This window comes from Autumnicola edwardsiae (assembly GCF_031846505.1).
In the GTDB taxonomy this organism is placed as follows: domain Bacteria; phylum Bacteroidota; class Bacteroidia; order Flavobacteriales; family Flavobacteriaceae; genus Autumnicola; species Autumnicola edwardsiae.
The window spans coordinates 1-17,203 of the sequence record NZ_JAVRHP010000068.1 but is presented as its reverse complement, the minus strand read 5'-3'; the positions used below and the strand labels follow the sequence as shown (position 1 = coordinate 17,203).

General features: G+C 36.6%; 16 protein-coding genes. 14 read left to right on the top strand and 2 right to left on the bottom strand.

The window, feature by feature from the left end:
- The 14 genes from RM529_RS12310 to RM529_RS12245 form a co-directional block, all read left to right on the top strand.
- On the top strand, positions 1-282 hold a 282-nt coding region (locus tag RM529_RS12310), incomplete at its 5' end, for a single-stranded DNA-binding protein (RefSeq protein ID WP_311485078.1).
- A 78-nt stretch (positions 283-360) separates the two neighbouring features.
- Positions 361-741 carry a DUF6876 family protein gene (locus RM529_RS12305; RefSeq protein ID WP_311485077.1) on the top strand — a complete coding sequence of 127 codons (381 nt, stop codon included), beginning with the start codon at positions 361-363 and terminating at the stop codon, positions 739-741.
- A 22-nt stretch (positions 742-763) separates the two neighbouring features.
- On the top strand, positions 764-961 hold the full coding sequence (locus tag RM529_RS12300; RefSeq protein ID WP_309729324.1) for a hypothetical protein: 198 nt from the start codon (positions 764-766) through the stop codon (positions 959-961).
- 546 nt (positions 962-1,507) lie between these two features.
- Positions 1,508-1,888, top strand: coding sequence for a BfmA/BtgA family mobilization protein (locus tag RM529_RS12295; protein ID WP_311485076.1), 381 nt, complete (start codon positions 1,508-1,510; stop codon positions 1,886-1,888).
- Positions 1,889-1,899: 11 nt separating this feature from the next.
- Positions 1,900-2,931 carry a MobB family relaxase gene (gene mobB / locus RM529_RS12290; RefSeq protein ID WP_311485075.1) on the top strand — a complete coding sequence of 344 codons (1,032 nt, stop codon included), beginning with the start codon at positions 1,900-1,902 and terminating at the stop codon, positions 2,929-2,931.
- Positions 2,932-2,940: 9 nt separating this feature from the next.
- Entirely contained in the window at positions 2,941-4,524 is a 1,584-nt protein-coding gene (locus RM529_RS12285; protein ID WP_311485074.1) for a type IV secretory system conjugative DNA transfer family protein, read from the top strand.
- A 116-nt stretch (positions 4,525-4,640) separates the two neighbouring features.
- Complete coding sequence (locus RM529_RS12280) at positions 4,641-6,650, top strand: hypothetical protein (protein WP_311485073.1); 2,010 nt, start codon at positions 4,641-4,643, stop codon at positions 6,648-6,650.
- A 393-nt stretch (positions 6,651-7,043) separates the two neighbouring features.
- Positions 7,044-7,361 (top strand): helix-turn-helix domain-containing protein, encoded by a 318-nt coding sequence (locus RM529_RS12275; RefSeq protein ID WP_311485072.1) that lies wholly within the window; start codon positions 7,044-7,046, stop codon positions 7,359-7,361.
- Positions 7,361-10,084, top strand: coding sequence for a restriction endonuclease (locus RM529_RS12270; RefSeq protein WP_311485071.1), 2,724 nt, complete (start codon positions 7,361-7,363; stop codon positions 10,082-10,084). The genes RM529_RS12275 and RM529_RS12270 overlap by 1 nt, the downstream gene beginning before the upstream one ends.
- Positions 10,085-10,089: 5 nt before the next feature.
- The gene (locus RM529_RS12265; RefSeq protein ID WP_311485070.1) at positions 10,090-11,073 is read left to right on the top strand and encodes a PDDEXK nuclease domain-containing protein; all 984 of its coding nucleotides are present in this window, start codon (positions 10,090-10,092) and stop codon (positions 11,071-11,073) included.
- 6 nt (positions 11,074-11,079) lie between these two features.
- A complete protein-coding gene (locus RM529_RS12260; protein WP_311485069.1) occupies positions 11,080-13,080 on the top strand; it encodes a site-specific DNA-methyltransferase in 2,001 nt (666 codons plus the stop codon).
- A 5-nt stretch (positions 13,081-13,085) separates the two neighbouring features.
- Positions 13,086-13,541, top strand: coding sequence for a hypothetical protein (locus RM529_RS12255; protein WP_117159365.1), 456 nt, complete (start codon positions 13,086-13,088; stop codon positions 13,539-13,541).
- Between the two features lie 5 nt (positions 13,542-13,546).
- On the top strand, positions 13,547-13,735 hold the full coding sequence (locus tag RM529_RS12250; RefSeq protein WP_311485068.1) for a hypothetical protein: 189 nt from the start codon (positions 13,547-13,549) through the stop codon (positions 13,733-13,735).
- Positions 13,719-16,148: a hypothetical protein gene (locus RM529_RS12245; RefSeq protein ID WP_311485067.1), complete on the top strand. Its 2,430-nt coding sequence runs from the start codon at positions 13,719-13,721 to the stop codon at positions 16,146-16,148. Before RM529_RS12250 ends, RM529_RS12245 begins: the two co-directional genes overlap by 17 nt.
- 6 nt (positions 16,149-16,154) lie before the next feature.
- Here RM529_RS12245 and RM529_RS12240 read toward each other — a convergent pair whose 3' ends face one another.
- Entirely contained in the window at positions 16,155-16,520 is a 366-nt protein-coding gene (locus RM529_RS12240; protein WP_311485066.1) for a hypothetical protein, read from the bottom strand.
- A gap of 7 nt (positions 16,521-16,527) precedes the next feature.
- The coding region (locus tag RM529_RS12235) for a DUF4138 domain-containing protein (protein ID WP_311485065.1) at positions 16,528-17,203 on the bottom strand (676 nt) is incomplete at its 5' end.

Here is a 17,203-nt window from a genome sequence, read left to right as displayed (position 1 = left end):
ACGAACCTTGAAAGCGGTAAAAAAGTAGCCCGCCTTTCACTCGCCACGAATGAGTATTACAAAGATGCCAAGGGCGAAAAAGTCCAAAATACCGAATGGCATACGATTGTAGCCTGGGGCAAAACTGCCGAAATCATCGAGAAATATGCCGGAAAGGGCAAAGAAATCGGTGTAACGGGAAAACTGAAATCCCGAAGCTACGAGGATAAGGACGGTATCAAAAGATATGTTACCGAAGTGGAAGCCAACGAAATCCTTTTACTTGGAAGTAAAGACAAGTAGAATTTAAAATTAAAGAGGGCGTAACAGTCTAAAGATGCGCCCTCTTTTTCATTATCCATTAATTAAAATTAGATAACAATGAAAGCACAAGTTAGCGAAATTCAAGAGGGATTGCAACATTTTCACGGTTCGGAAACCATATTTCAAATCCCATTATTAAGAACCCGATACACCAACGGACTGAAATATTTGGCGGAAGCTGCCGAATGTTTTTGGCTCATTACGGACACTTCCGTAATTGCAAAGAGCCTGATGAACCGAAGCGAATTTATTACTATCGACTTCAAGAGATTGCCCGAGGACAAACAGGATTTTACGGGCTACGAAGCTGAGATAATCTACACGGATGGAAATGATAATATTTTGGAAAAACACGGGTATCGGGCGACTGATTTTCCGCTCGATGAACTACGGTTGTTTTTTGTAAATAATACGCTGATGTTACCGAGCGAATATTAACCCATTCAAAAACTTAAAAATTATGATCTATCTAAATTTTTCAGACCTGAACGGGGAAGCGCAAGAACGTCTTTTGGAAAGTTCCAAAAAGGACGTTGAGCAAAAATTTGGCGATGATATTCGGAAGTATTCAAAAAAGCATTGCACCAATTTTGATGTGATGATCGAAGAGGAAGCACTACGGAATTTATACAGTTATACCTATGTGTTTAATATTTGAGATGCGCCAAATAGGAACGGAAAGACCTTTGAATTTTCAGAGGGTGCATATAATTAATAAAAAGGGGAAATTCGCTGTTACCTGAATTTTCCCTTTGTTATTTAAACCTTGAAAGGTCTATTGTTTAAATTTAATACTTTTTTTAAAACCAGAAGCTATTTTTTAAGAAAATTAAATCCTATAAGTTGAAAAACACCTATCTTTATTTCGCTGAAATTCAGCATTCAATTTTACGCAGGGGTATCCATTTTTTGACTTTCGCCGATAACCCTGCCCATCGAAAAATCACATAACGGGAAATCTTTTCCCTGAAATTGGCAATTGGCTTTTTAGCCAAATTGTACGAAATTTTTGTCCCGCTGGGCGGGACGAAAAGGAGTAGCAAGAGGGTAACACGCGATGCGATGTTAAGGACTCCTATTCCTTGTTAATCATCTGATTTTTAAACACTTAAAAATAAATCGATTATTTGGATTTCTACAATTTGCGACAAATGCCCTGTAAGCGCCCATTTTTAGGGAAGGATTTGCGACAAATCGGCGAATTATGGACTCATTTATCGGCATCAGATTCAAAAAGGAAACCGCCAAGCGTTTCCAGCAATTTTCAAGAGCACACTTCAAATCACACACCGAGGCAATGGCCACGATGCTCGATTTTTTCTTCTACAACGAAATCTCGCCACGGGAAAAACTGGGCCCGACCGGAAGGACGATCGAGGCCAATTTAAAGAAACGGATCAATGCGGTAATCGCCATAATGAGGGATATGGAAAAGACCCAGACCAAACCCACCGTGGCAATGATTGAATCCCTTTTTCAGACAGAAGCACCGACAAAGAAACCTTTGATTTTAGAAAAGAAATATGCAGAGGAAAAGGCGAAAGTAAGATTTCAGGAAAAGCAAAATCACAACAACGAACTCTAAATTTTTGAGCTATGTATATAACAATCACACCTCAAAAACTGGGAGGAAATTATTCTCAAAGTTCAGGCGATTTTGTCGGCTATTTGGAAAAGGAAAATCAGGGCTTGGAACAGGAAGAAATGGAACACTTTTTCAATCAGTATGGCGATGAATTTTCAGCGGAAGAAGTGGTAAAAGATATTGATGGAAACGGTGCAAAATTAAAAAAGAAAGAACCTAAATTTTATTCAATTACGGTCAGTCCGTCGAAGTATGAATTAAACAGATTGCAGAACAGCAGCGAAGATTTAAAAAAGTACACCCGTGAGCTGATGAAAGATTATGTAGCATCATTCAACCGGGAAATCAATGGGCGGCCGGTCAATATCGATGATATAAAATATTATGCAAAAATTGAACACCAACGAACCTTTAAGGGAACCGACAAACAGATCAAGGAAAACCAACCCTTTGCCACCAAAATACTTCAGCTGAAAAACGAGATCCGAAGTATTGAAAGCGGCTCGATGGAAGGAAGTGTTAGGAAACGAGAAAAAGAAATCGCAAAACTGGAACGTCAAGCGCCACACCAACAGGATGGCAAACGGATCGTCCAGGGAATGCCCAAGGCCGGAAACCAAAGTCATATCCACATCGTCGTGAGCCGGAAAGACGCTTCCAATTCGTTCAGTCTTTCGCCCGGGAGCAAATACAAGGCTTCCGATGTCGAGATGAATGGCAAGAATGTCAAACGGGGTTTTGACCGGGATCGATTTTTTGAAAATGCAGAAAAGACCTTTGACAGGACGTTTGGCTATCAAAGAAACTTTGCGGAAACCTACAAGGCGCGGAAGGATTTTATTAAAAACCCAAAAATCTATTTTGCTTCCCTGATGAAATTGCCGACCAATGAAAAGGCGATAGCCTTCAAGTTGATGAGGGAAACGGGCATCCCGATAATGCCAAGCATCCCGACCAATCAGGCACAGCTTGCCCTAAAAGTTTTTAACAAGCTGCGCAAAGGTTTGGACGTGGCCATCAAATCAAGTTCAATCGGTATTTAATTCAAGACGATGGAAATAGAAAGTCTTTTTACGGTACTCTCGGTTATTAGCTTGACCAGTTTATTATTTTATTCGTTTTTCAAGATCAGTCGGTATGCGTTCGCGCTGAATATGCTGCTAATCGCAGCTATCATTTATTATATTTCCGAAGAGAATCGGTGGATATTGACCCTACTTTATTTAGGTTGTCCGTTGATGCTAATTAATACAGGACTGTACGTTTTTTTGCATAAAACGGACGAGCCAAAAAGTGCCGAAAGTAAGTATCGTGTAAGCTTTGCAACGAGCAAGGGAAACTTCAAACTCGAAAACGTAAAAAGAGGGGCATCCATCATAGGATCTGCCGGAAGTGGCAAGACCGAAAGCGTGGTGTTTGGATTTCTAAGACATTTCCAAAAAGAGGGCTTTTGTGGGATCATTCACGACTACAAAGATTTTGAACTGACGGAAATGGCGTATCCACTCTTTAAGGATGGCGCAATCCCTTTTAAGGTCATTTCTTTTGATAAAATTATCCATAGGGTCAATCCCATTGCCCCACGTTATTTAGAGAACGAGGAAAGCGTAAACGAGGTGTCGCGGGTGTTGATCGAAAATCTATTGGAGCAACGGGAATCCGGCACGAGTGGCACTACTAAATTTTTCAACGATGCTGCGGAGGGATTGATCGGCGGGTTGATCTGGAAGCTAAAAACATCGTATCCCGAATACTGTACCCTGCCCCATTTGATTGCCATTTATCAGTATCTGGACACGGACAGCTTAATCCAGTTTTTGGAAACCAATACGACATCACGGGCTATGGCAGATGCTTTCATTAGCGGTAAGGATTCCGAACGACAAACTGCCGGTGTAAAAAGTACCTTGGCCAATGCGCTCAAAAGGATAAGTACCCAACGTATCTTTATGGCATTGTCCGCAGATGAAGTTCCGCTGAACATTAATAACCCTGAGAATCCTGCGGTAATTTCGATAGTGAATAACCCTAAGTTTGAGACTTCTTATTCGCCAGTTATTGCCACAATCATTCACACGATTACCAAGCAAATGAGCGTTCGAAATTCTAAACCGTCTTTCTTACTAATGGAAGAAGCACCTACGATTCGCTTGTTGAATATGCACCGCATTCCAGCAACGCTGCGGAGTTATAACATCGCAACCATATATGTGATGCAGGATAAGATACAGAACGATATGATGTATGGCGATAAAGCGAGCAAAGCCATTTTAAGCAATCTGTCCTACCAATTTTTCGGAAAAGTAAATGACCCCGACACCGCAAAATATTACGAACGCTTTTTTGAAATTATCAAAGACCCTACTAAAAGTATAAGCCGTGGACATAACCTTGATTTCGATACTCGCATTACTACGGGCGAAAAGGAAATCCCAAAGATTCGGGCGGGCGTATTTTTCAGGTTGAAGCAGGGCGAGTTTATCACGTATGCAGATGGGAAGGATAAAAAGGTGCAGTTTAAATTGCAGAATATTCAAAGAGAGCTGCCGGAAGAAACCAACCAGTTTTCTCAGGTGGATTTAGAGGCTAATTTTGAACGGGTTTATGAGGAGGCGAGGTCGATATTTGACAAATAGGTGTAATCAAAAAAAGGTTACTGTCTTTAATATATGGATAGAAAGTATGTGGAAATTGTCAAGACTTTTAAATTTTGTGTAAATTGTACCACTCATTTAAAACTTCAACATTTATAATGCGAATAGATATTGCAGGTAAAGTTCGTGAAAAAAAATTAGCCAGTAATAAGGCTTTATTGCCATTATTCGAAGCTCTTGTAAATTCTATACACGCTATTGAAGAACTTAAATTCGATAATCCAGGTCTTATTAAAATAGAAGCTGAAAGGTTGCCTCAAGAGAACCTGGGCAGCGATATAAGTGATTCTGATTTTGAAAAGAAAAAACCAATTATCGCATTCAAAATAACGGATAATGGTATCGGTTTTAATCCTGACAATTGGGATTCTTTCAATTTAGCTCATTCTAGTTATAAATATAATAAAGGCGGAAAAGGTATTGGTAGAATAACTTGGCTACGAGCTTTCAGTAGTGTCGAAATTGACAGTATTTATCCTCAAAATGGCCATTATAACCGTCGTCAATTTGAATTCAAAATTAGTAAGGATGGTGTGGAAAATCCACAAGATTTTAAAGTCGAAGAACCTAATCCTCAAAGACGAACCTGTGTATATCTTAAAAATTTGAATGAGCGTTTTCAACAATGGACAAATAGTGACTTGGAAGATATTGCCATTAAGATTATCGAGCATTGCTTTAGTTTTTTTAGGGAGCAAGATTGCCCAAGAATAATCTTGAAGGATAATTATGATGAAATAGTGGTAAATGATTATTTCAAAAACTACACGCGTAATTCTCTTGATAAAAGGAGTGCCAAAATAAAAGGTCAAAAGTTCGACTTTGAAGTGGTCAAAATGTACACCTCTAAGCCCGATAATAAAATTCATTACAGAGCTCATCGCAGGGAAGTAATGAGTGATAAGTTAACTGATTTCATACCTGAATTGAAGCAACCATTGATCGATGATGAAGGCGATAAATTTTCTTTAGCCGTTTACGTTTCAAGTGATTATCTTGATGATAAAGTTAATGAAGAGCGAACTGAGATATCATTCTCAAAAGCAGACGAATTCTTTCCAGATGAAATAGAGAAAACAGAGGTTAGTGAAAAAGCTGTAGCAATTGTTCGAGAAATTTATCAAGAATATATTGAAGCTATAGAACAAGACCGGCTTGAAAATATTAGAAAATTTGTAAGTAGACATCCACGGTATAGGTATTTGGAGAAGTATAAACTGAACCAGTTGAAAAAGATTTCCTCAAATCTTAGCGGTAAAAAATTAGAAATTGAACTATTTAAACTTCAAAATGAACTCGAAAGAGAAGTAAAAAAGGAAGCTAATAAAATGCTAAAATCTATAAAAGAAATAGACCATAAAGCAGCCTTTGATAAAACTCATACAGATCTCTATAATAAAATTATTGAAGTTGGCAATTCAAAACTTGCCGAATATGTAGTTCATCGCTCTTATATTCTTGAACACTTGAATAAGCATTTAAAAAAATCAAAGAACGATAAATATTCGAAGGAAGAAATTATTCACAACCTTATTTTCCCTGTGAAGAAAACATCTGACGAAATCCAATTAGAGGAACACAACTTATGGGTTATAGATGAAAGATTAGCTTTTCACGATTATTTGGCATCCGATATTCCATTTACGAGTATTGAACGGACAGAATCTACATCTTTAAAAAGACCTGATTTGGTTGTATTCAACAAAGCTCATTTACTTAATGAGAGTGATAACTATTCTTCCATCGTGATTGTGGAATTCAAAAAACCGATGAGGAACGATTATAACGAATCTGATAATCCTATTACCCAAGTTCTTAATTATGTTATCGAAATACAAGAAAACAATGCTTTAGATGCTAATGGGCGCCCAATAAGTGTCCAAAAAGGTACACCTTATTATGCGTATATAATTTCGGATCTTACACCGAAATTGAGAACTTTAGCTAAAAAAGCTGGTTTTACTGCCCATCCAGATAATCAAGGGTTTTTCTCTTATAACAATAATTTTGAGCTTTATACTGAAATCATAAGTTTTGACAAAATGGTTAAGGATTCAAAAAAGAGAAATCAAATTTTATTTGATAAGCTTAATCTACCTACCCATTGATCTTGAGTAGTCGTCAGTTCATATCATTCAATAACCCATTTTGAACTAAATAGCATTAATTCCCAAAACTATTCTTTGTTTTTGTCTTCGGAAGACGAGTGTCTTCGGTTTTTGTGATATGCAACTAAATTAACCTTTTCCCAATTCGGGACTCACTGCGTCCCGAATTCAAACTATACCAAAAATAAACATTGTGCCCGCACTCTAATAAGACAGGTGGTGCAATAGGTGGTGTAAATGGTGGTGCAATCATCAGTCAATCAACACTAATAAACCAAAAGACATTTTTACACTTGTTAATAACTCCTTAACATCAACCTAAGCTCCTTCTTGGAATTTTCGTTATAATTGACAAATATTGTCAAATCAAATCCATCAACTCATAGTTGTCAAATGAAAAATAATAATTCAGTTGGAGAAATACTGAGGAAGCATCGAGAAGAGAAAGGTTTATTGCTTAGGCAAGTAGCTGCTCTTTTGGATATCGATACGGCTATCCTTAGTAAAATTGAGCGTGGGGAACGTAAAGCAAAGAAGGAACAGATTGTTCAATTGGCAAAAATTCTCGACTTAAATCAGGAAAATCTAATCGTTCAATACTTGAGTGAAAAGATACTCTCTGAAATTCAAGATGAAGTATTAGGAGAAAAAGCTCTGAAAGTAGCTGAGCAGAAAATTAAATATAACAACACTAAGAACAAGGAAGTTTAATGGGAATCAAGTTAGAAGAATTAGCATACCAACAAACAGCCATTAAATCGGTAGTTGATGTTTTTGATTGCACGGTCAAAAACACCTTTGACAATTCCAGTAATGAGGGCATTCGGTCCAATGAAATTTCACTTTCAGCGGAAGAAATACAAGAGAATATGAAATTGGTCATTCAGGAAAATGGGATTAACGAAGAAACCGCCAAACTTACGCCCGAACGTGAATTGACCATCGAAATGGAAACCGGGACTGGAAAAACTTTGGTGTATCTAAAAACCATTTATGAGCTTTATAAACAGTACGGTTTTACCAAGTTTATCATCCTAGTCCCTTCCGTAGCGATCCGTCAAGGAGTACTTAATACCTTGGAGACTTTTGATGCGCAATTGGAAGAAATTTATGGGTTTACGCCTAAAGCTTTTGAATATGATAGCAAGCGATTGAGCAAGGTGACCAATTTTATTGAGGAACAATATCCTCAAATAATGATTATGACGTTAGCTTCCTTTAATTCAGAGGATAAGATATTGAACCAAGCCCAGCGTGAAGATTTGTTTGCTAATATCCCTTTTATTGAGGCCATTGGACGCACAAATCCTTTTATTATTATGGATGAGCCGCAGGAAGGGATGGACACTCCCAATTCCATCAAGCAGATTAAAAAGCTCAATCCACTTTTTAAATTAAGATATTCTGCCACTCATAAGGTTTCTAAAAACAAACTGTATCGATTAACTCCTTATGATAGTTACAAAGATGGATTGGTCAAAAAAATAGAGGTGCTTACCGTTACCGAAAAAAATGATGAAGCCACCCTAAAGCTTGAATTTTCCGATGTTCAAAACAAGAACGGAAATATAAAAGTAAAAATAAAAGCTTGGCACCAGATGGCCAGCGGAAAAATTCAGTTCAAGAATACAGCTTGGTTAAAAGATGGCGACAATCTTGGAGTAAAAACGAATAATCCAAGTTACCTAAATTATAAAATAGAACGTGTTCAAAAGAGTCTCCGAACCCAAAAATGGTCAGTAACTTTTTCAAATGGTGTAGAAATCTTAGAAAAACAGGCTTCTGGAAACGTGCAAAGCATTTGGGAACTGCAATTGGAATGGCTTATCATCCGTCATTTTACCAAAAAGCAAAAACTAAGGGAACAAGGAATCAAATGTTTATCGCTGATTTTTATCGATAAGGTGGCCAATTATGTGAGCGATGACCCCATCATCAAAAAAATATTTATAGAAAAATACAAAGCGTTATATCCAGAATTCCACGACAATCAAGTGCCAACAGCCCAGCATATCGAGTTCATTCAGGGTTCGTATTTTGCCAAAACTGGAAAAGGCGAATTTACGGATAGCGAAAACTCAATGCGGAAAAACAGCGATGTATTTGATGCTATCTTGAAAGATAAAGAAGGTTTGCTCAATTATGGTGATAGTGTGGCCAATAAAATCGAGTTTATCTTTTCACATTCCGCTTTGGGGGTAGGCTGGGACAATCCCAATATTTTCAACATTGCTACCTTGAGTAATTCCTATTCAGAAATCAAAAAACGTCAGGAAATCGGTCGGGGTTTACGAATATGTGTTAATGATATGGGAAACCGCGTTTATGACAAACCCGATGTTTCCGATGCTAACCGTATCAATCAGCTTACCGTAATCCCAAATGAAACCTATGAAACTTTTGTAACTCAATATCAGGAGGAAATCAAAGAGGTTTACGGTAGTTCAACTGCTGGAGCAGGAATGACCCATACCCATAAGGGAAAGCCACAAAATGAAGTTCGATTCAAGCGGAATGATAACGAAAATATTAATAAAGCCTTTAAACGGTTCTGGACTGCACTCGCTAAAAAAACCAATTATACCGTGGCCTTTAATGAAGAAGCTCTTATTGAAAGAAGCCAGGAGGCACTTAACCAAATTGATATTGCCGATTATGTGGCGGAAGTAAGCAGCCGCTCCATTAGTTCTATTACGGAAGAAGAATTGAAAGATGAATTTGGTGGGAGTGAAAGCTATAAACTGAAAGCCAGTTATACAGCGCTGGATTTGGTGGAAGAACTCAGTGAAAATACCGGATTGAGTTATACAACTATCTTTGCTATCATTCGGGATATTGACCACGCCCATTTTGCCAAAAATCCGCCACAGTTTATCCACCGTGCTTCGGCACTCATTAAAAATATTGAATTGGAAGAAATGTTGCGTGGTCTTGATTATCAGGTAACCAATGAAACCTTTCCTTTCGATTTTGAAGATTTTGTAAAACAATTGGATGATAAACGCTATACGCTAACCCCAAAACGCGGGGTTTTTGACAAAACCTTGGTGGATAGTGAAGTAGAACATAAGTTTGCTTTGACTGCCGATAATGATGATGAAGTGGTCTGTTTTCTTAAACTGCCTTCTTACTATAAAATCAAAACACCCATTGGAGAATACGAACCTGATTTTGGCATCGTGATGAAACGCAAAAGTTTAAAAGATGGTGCGATAAGTGAATTCTATTTTGTTATTGAAACAAAGGGAACAAACGATATTAACGATAAAAAATCCTTGAAGGAAAGTGAAGTGTATAAAATAAAATGTGCACTCAAACATTTTGAGGCATTAGGTGTGGATGTAAAATACAAAGCCCCGGTTAAAGAATATGACTATTTTAAAAGGGAAGCCCAAAAGGATGTTGAAAAAGCACAAGAAATAAAAGTAAATTAAAATTGATGAAACCCAGTAAATCACATAACGCCCTTCTTCAAGAAATAAGAGGTATTTTAAATCAAGCCCGCCAACAGGCTGCTACGGCAGTTAATTCGGCGATGGTATTTGCTTATTGGGAAATAGGCAAACGTATTGTGGAAGAAGAACAGAACGGTAGCGAAAGAGCAGAATACGGCACTTATTTATTAAAAGAACTTGCAGAAAATTTGAGTAATGATTTTGGTAAAAGCTTCGATGCCCGTGAACTGCGTAGGATTCGGCAGTTTTACCTAAGTTTTCCAATTCGGGACACAGTGTGCCCCGAATTGAGTTGGTCACATTATCGCTTGTTAATACGAATAGAAGATAAAGCCGTAAGGCAATTTTATTTAGAGGAATCGATTAGCCAACATTGGAGTGTCCGAAAGCTGGATCGTAATATCAGTAGTCAGTATTATCAACGCATTTTATCCAGTCAATCCAACAATGAAATTACTTCGGAAAGTAGCGAATTATCTCAATTGGACTTTATTAAAAACCCATACGTGCTCGAATTTCTTGACCTTCCCGCCAATTTAACGCATAAGGAAAAGGATATCGAAAAAGGAATCATTGCCCACCTACAAACTTTTCTATTGGAATTGGGTAAAGGTTTTGCCTTTGTGGCCCAACAAAAGTTAGTGCGTACTGAAACCTCCGATTTCTTTATCGACCTGGTGTTTTACAATTACCATCTCAAATGTTTTGTAGTCATTGATATTAAAAGTGGAAAATTGAGCCATCAGGATATTGGGCAGTTGGATATGTATGTACGGATATTTGATGAACGCGAAAAATCTAAAACCGATAATCCCACGATTGGGATATTGCTATGTGCCGATACCGATAACGTGGTGGCAAAATATTCGGTGCTTAATGATAAGAAAAACCTGTTTGCGTCAAAATACCAAATGTATCTACCAAGCGAGGAAGAACTGCAACAATTTATTGAAAACGACTTTGAATAATAGTTTATGAGCCATACTAAAGAAACCATAGAAAACCCCTTGGAAAAAGTACAGTCACACGACTGGAACAAAGAGCGTTTGCAACAGTTAAAACAACTAATGCCTGATCTTTTTACCAATGAAGGAAAGTTGAACATTAACGAACTCAAAAAAGTGGTTGATCCCAAAAGCGTAAGTGAAACTGAACGCTATGAATTTCGTTGGTTTGGAAAAAGCAAGGCCAAACGGGAAGCTTTTACACCCACTGACGCTACATTGGTTTATGACGAAGAACGAAGCGTAAATCCTGAAAGCAGCGAAAACTTAATAATTGAAGGCGAGAATTTGCAGGTGCTTAAATTGCTGAGCAACAGTTATAGAGAACAAGTTAAGTGCATCTATATTGACCCGCCATATAATACGGGAAAGGATTTTGTGTATACTGACAATTTTAATCAAGATAGAAAAGAGTACTGGGAAGATGCTGAAATGACGGAGAATGGCTTTAAGGTCGATAGTAATACTGAAACGGATGGTCGTTTTCACAGCAATTGGCTCAATATGATGTACAGTCGCCTCTTGATAGCACGGCAATTGTTACGGGAAGATGGTGTGATTTTTATATCCATTGATGATAATGAAGTACATCATCTGCGAAAACTATGCGATGAAGTTTTTGGGGAAGAGAATTTTATGGCTCAATTCTCTTGGAGAACTGATGGCAATTTTGACAATCAGGCGAAATTCAAAAATGTACACGAATACATATTGACATATGCAAAAATTATAGATAAATTCCCAGCACCACCCATTATAGATCCAAGTACTCCTGAAGGGAGTAAGTTGTTTCTTTCAGAAATTAGGAATACAATAGTTAAAAATGGACCTAAAAACCCAATAAGTGGAGTGAAAATTCCTATTGGTTTTCCTTCTTTAATTCAAGATGGAGTTATCGAAAAACGAACAGATTCTTGGCCACATTATAGAGAAAATGCGATTATTAAGAATGGTCATTTAACGAATGAAGTTATAGTAGAAAGCGGATGGAGTTCTAAAGAATTGTTAGAAAGATATATTGAAAATAACTGTGAGCCGATATTAGATTCAAAAGGACAAGAAACCAAATTTAAAATTTCTAATACGGGCGCAATAGAGGCCGTAAAGAGCAGAAAATCTGAACAAAGTCACGTCATAACGGTCCTTAACGGATTAGGTGGCCCTCAGAAAGCTTCAAGTATATTAGATAAGATGGGACTTATTTTTGACGGTTATCCTAAGCCTGTTGACCTAATAAAATACTTATTTCAAATGAACACTTTGGAGGGTAACGATATCTTTCTTGATTTTTTCTCAGGTTCTGGGACAGCCGGACAGGCTATAGCCGAACTTAATCAAGAAGACGGTGGTAATAGAAAATACATTATGGTTCAGCTTCCAGAAGCAACAGATGAAAAAAGCGAAGCATTTAAAGCAGGCTATAAAAAATTGAGCGATATCACCATTGAGCGCAACAAACGTGTAATAGATAACATCGTTGCTGAAAAGAAAAAAGAAACTCCAGATTTATTTACTAAAAAAGAAACGAAAAAAGAACAATTAAAAGGCTTGGGCTTTAAAGTGTTTAAACTGGTCAAGTCCAATTTCCCAAGGGTAGAATACGCTCCCGACCCTGAAAAGTCCGATGAAGAAAATGTGGTCTTGCTCAAAAAATACATTACCGAAAAAGAAGCACAGCTCGTTTCTGCCTTTAACCGCGAAGAACTCATAACCGAAATATTGATCAAAAATGGTTTTCAACTCAACTACACTTTAGAAAAACAGCACCAGTTCAAACAGAACGATATCTTTTTGGCCTCGGATGGAGAGAAAGAAACCTTGATTTGTTTAGATGTAAGCTTAGCAGACGAAACCGTTGCTTATTTTAAAAGCCATACTGACCAAAAATTGATTGTTTTGGAAAGGGCTCTGGACACTACGAAGAAGTGGAATTTGAAGCATTATATGGGGGATAAGTTTAATGCGTTTTAATTGGTATGACAAATGAAGTAACTATATATTTTGACAGCCCTAAGCCATTTATACCGTCTAATATTAGACCTTTAAATGGTATTGCAGGACTCTACTTTATTTTTAGTCAATCAATCGATATTCGATATCCATTCGAGACTTCGAAATTGTTGTACATCGGTATGAGCGAAAAAAGAACTAACAGTATAGGAAGTAGATTAATTGGACATTTCGATGGAAAGTCTAAGAATGTTGGATTATCGAGTTATAGACAAGTTGAACCACTTTTGTTTACTTATATTAATTTCGAAATGCTGCGAAATATATGGCAATTTAGAATTGAAGATTTAGAGAGTTATTTTATTTTGAATTTTGTTGAGCATTATGGGGTTTATCCCATTTGTAATAATAAAACAGGATTTGAAATTTTGAACAATACGCTTACCACAAGTTTTAAAATTGATTGGAAATATTTTAAGTAAAAGCTATGGAAGAAAAAGTAAAATCAGGAAAAGAAATATTAGACGATTTTTTCGAAAATATTGGTACAATCGAAAACGTTGATCCTGAAATCGCAAAGATGTTGAACAAGTTATATAATGATGACAAGTTAACAGATACCAATTTCAAAAATGAATTACAAACATTAAGAGAAACGGATGTCGATAAAGATTAAAAATATAAGCATTAAAGGAATTAGGGGAGCAAAAGAAAGCTTAGAACTACCTTTAAACGGAAGATCTATTTTGCTTTATGGAGACAATGGAACTGGGAAGAGTAGTATTTCTGATGCGCTGGAATGGTTTTACACCAACAGGGTTTCCCATCTTTCAAGTGGTGAGATTGATTTAAAGGATGCTTTAAGGAACGCCACACTCACTGACGAAGATGTATCTGAAGTAAGTGTTTCTTATATTAAAGGAGAAGCTTTTAACGCTACCAAATCCTTATTTGTTAAGCGTGGTAAACTTGGTTCCGAGTTTACCAATACAACAGAAGAGTTCGGAAAATACCTTGATAATTCCACGAAGGAAAACTTACTTCTACGGTATCAATATCTCAGGGATTTTATTGATAATACCAAAGGCGACAAGCTCAAATATTTATCTGATATCATTGGCTTTTCTGAAGTTACCAAAAAAAAGGATGTATTAAGGAAAAGTTACAACTCACTAAAAACTGAAATAAAAAATCAAAATTTTGAAGCGCAAATAAACACTCAAAAAGAGGTTCTTATTGAAAAAATTGGAGCCGCAATTAGCCGGAAAGAAGATTTGATTGAAGTTATAAATAAAAAAATAGCTCCTTTGAAAACTGGTATTGAAGTAAAAGAAATGGAGGATATCGATTCTCTTCTGGAACATCTTAAAAAAGGCACTAATAATAAGCTTAATGAAGAACTGACTTTTTTGGAAAAGGTCAAAGCTACTACAGATACTCTGAAGTCAGAAATTGAATTCATAAATACAGAGTATGATAAATATTATGAAGAATTTGAAAAAATAGCGGAAGATGTTGAAAGTATAATGCAAACTTTTCTCGCAGAACTACTAAAAACTGGTGATACTGTTTTAGCGAAAAAATACCATAAGGATGAAAGTTGTCCGCTTTGTCTTCAACCCAAAAATATTGAAGACCTGCGCAATGAAATCGCTGGGAGGCTTAAGGAAATTGAAGAGTCTTCAAAGAAAAAAGCACTTTTTGATAAAGCAAAACAATCTATAGGAGCCATAACGGTAGAACGCATAAAAAGACTGGACAATTTACTACTGGAAAAATTGATTAAACAGGAAGATCACAAAGCAATTCACGCGGGAACAACGGCTTTAAAAGAAAAAATCGAAAAATTCCAAAGAGCTAGTGTTGAAAAGGTAACCTCAGGAAATAAAATTCCTAATAAAGATACGGTCGGATTTCAAGCATCAGATTTCGATTTTCAACCTGTAATTATAGATAGGATAAAAGAAATTAAGATAATTCAGGAAAAAGATAATTCAGCGGTGGTTTATTCTAACGTCTCCGCTTCTAAAGATGCTTTTATAAAAATAAAATACTTTGAAAAACAACGTATAAAGTTGGAAAAGCAAAGAAAAACCTTAGAGATTATTTATAACGAATTCATTAAAAAACAAAAGGAAGGTCTTGAAAACTTCATTAGTACTTTTTCCGAAAAAATCAACGGGTTTTATCAATATATGAACCCTGACGAACCATTTCAGGAAATAAAAATTGTTACCATTGGAGAAGATGATGAACTGAATGGTATCACAATAGAATATGAATACAATGGAGAATGGGTTTCACCACCTCAAAAATATTTTAGTGAATCACATTTGAACTGTTTTGGACTTTCATTCTTTTTAGCATCTGTAGAAGCTTTTAATGACAATAATGACTTTGTGCTTCTTGACGACGTGATTTCCAGTTTCGATACTAATCATAGAAAAAGATTTGCTGAGCTGATTTTTGAAAAGTTTTCAAAATATCAGATTATTCTACTCACACACGAATATGATTGGTTCAAAAACTTCGTTAGCCCGTTGGCCAAGCAGAAAAATTGGATTATAAATGAAATTAAGTGGACTGAAGATAAAGGTACATTTTTGGATGAAAAACCTAACGACTTGAAAGAGCGTATAGAACAGTCTATCGCCGAAAGTAAAATTGAAGGTTTGGGTAATCCAATAAGGATCTATTTAGAACATTCACTTAAAGAAATATGTTCAAACTTGGATGTAAAAGTAAGTTTTAGGTATAATGATTTTAATGAAAAGCGAATGCCTGATGAATTAATAAACGCATTAAAATCCCGAATAAAGGATAAAAGTAAGGAACTTAAGGAGGAATTTCCTACCATTGAGCGTGTAGCCAATTCAGCATTATTTGGAAATCTACTTTCCCACGATAACCCTTTCAATCCGAAAATTGGCGATTTGAAAGCATTTTGGTCCGATATCTTAGCGTTGGAAAATATATTCGTTTGCGATAAAGAAGATTGTCGAAGACCGAGAGTCTCATTGAAAAATTACGATAATGTAGCAAAGAATGTTAGATGTGGTTGTGGGCAGACTACTTATGATTGGAAATAAGAGGTTTCAAAAAGGCCCTTTCTCCCTTGGCCCTTGCTGTGTGACCTTCCATTGACCATCTACCTTTAGAAGCTTGAATAATTCAGGATTTTCTTCATAGGAGGTCGTAAACCTGACCCAAGCTGTTTTATCATCGGCAGTTTCTTCCAGGACTTTAAAATTGGAATCCCCAGACTTACCGGCGGCCATCAAATCTTGTATGGATTTTAGACCTTCATAGCCTTCGGGGGTGGTATGTTTTTTTAGAGTGGTATTATCTTTATTGTAGAAACTTTCCACCACGATTTTTGAAGTTTCGCTCGGCGAAAGGTCTTGTTTCCCGGCACAGGACAGAAAAAATACTACTAACGAAAAAACGGCTATTTTTTTCATAATGATATTAATTTGGGTTATTGATAAATCTATGCGCTATTTTTAATTTTAAGTTCCTTTCCCCGTTCTTTTCGTTAAGCTCTAAAACCGTCCTGCGGTCATTGCTTATCGAAAATTTTGGCAGCACGTAAACCAATTTTACGGTTTCATTTTCAACTACTTTGGTCGGCAGATTATATTTAAAAATAGGCTCTTGATAAAGACGTTGTAAAGATTTCTTTTTACCTTTTTGTCTCGTTTCAACCGAGAACTTCAAGAAGTTCAGATCGTAATCCAAGGTAGATTTATTTTCAATCTGGATTACGAAGTAAAGCTCTTCCTTATCAAAAACAATGTTTTCAATACTTAAAACGATGCCCTCATTTCGCTTTTTTATACGACCAATCCGTTGCTTTCGATCAAGTAGATAGGAACAGAATTTTTGGTAATAATAGACCTCGTTTCCTAACGATGTCTTTGACTCATTGACTTTGACCGAATCAGCAACAATGGGCTTTTCATTACCAATGCTTTTAGACTTCGGTATAAAATAGTTCAGCCTTTCAAGCTGTTTCTTATACTTTACAATATACGAAAAAACTGAACCATTTCTGTTGACCACCAGAAGATTACTTTCCTTTCCCTGCTTTGCCTGGAGCAGTCCGAAATACTGTTCTTTCTCGCGGTTATAGGTAAAAACAAAA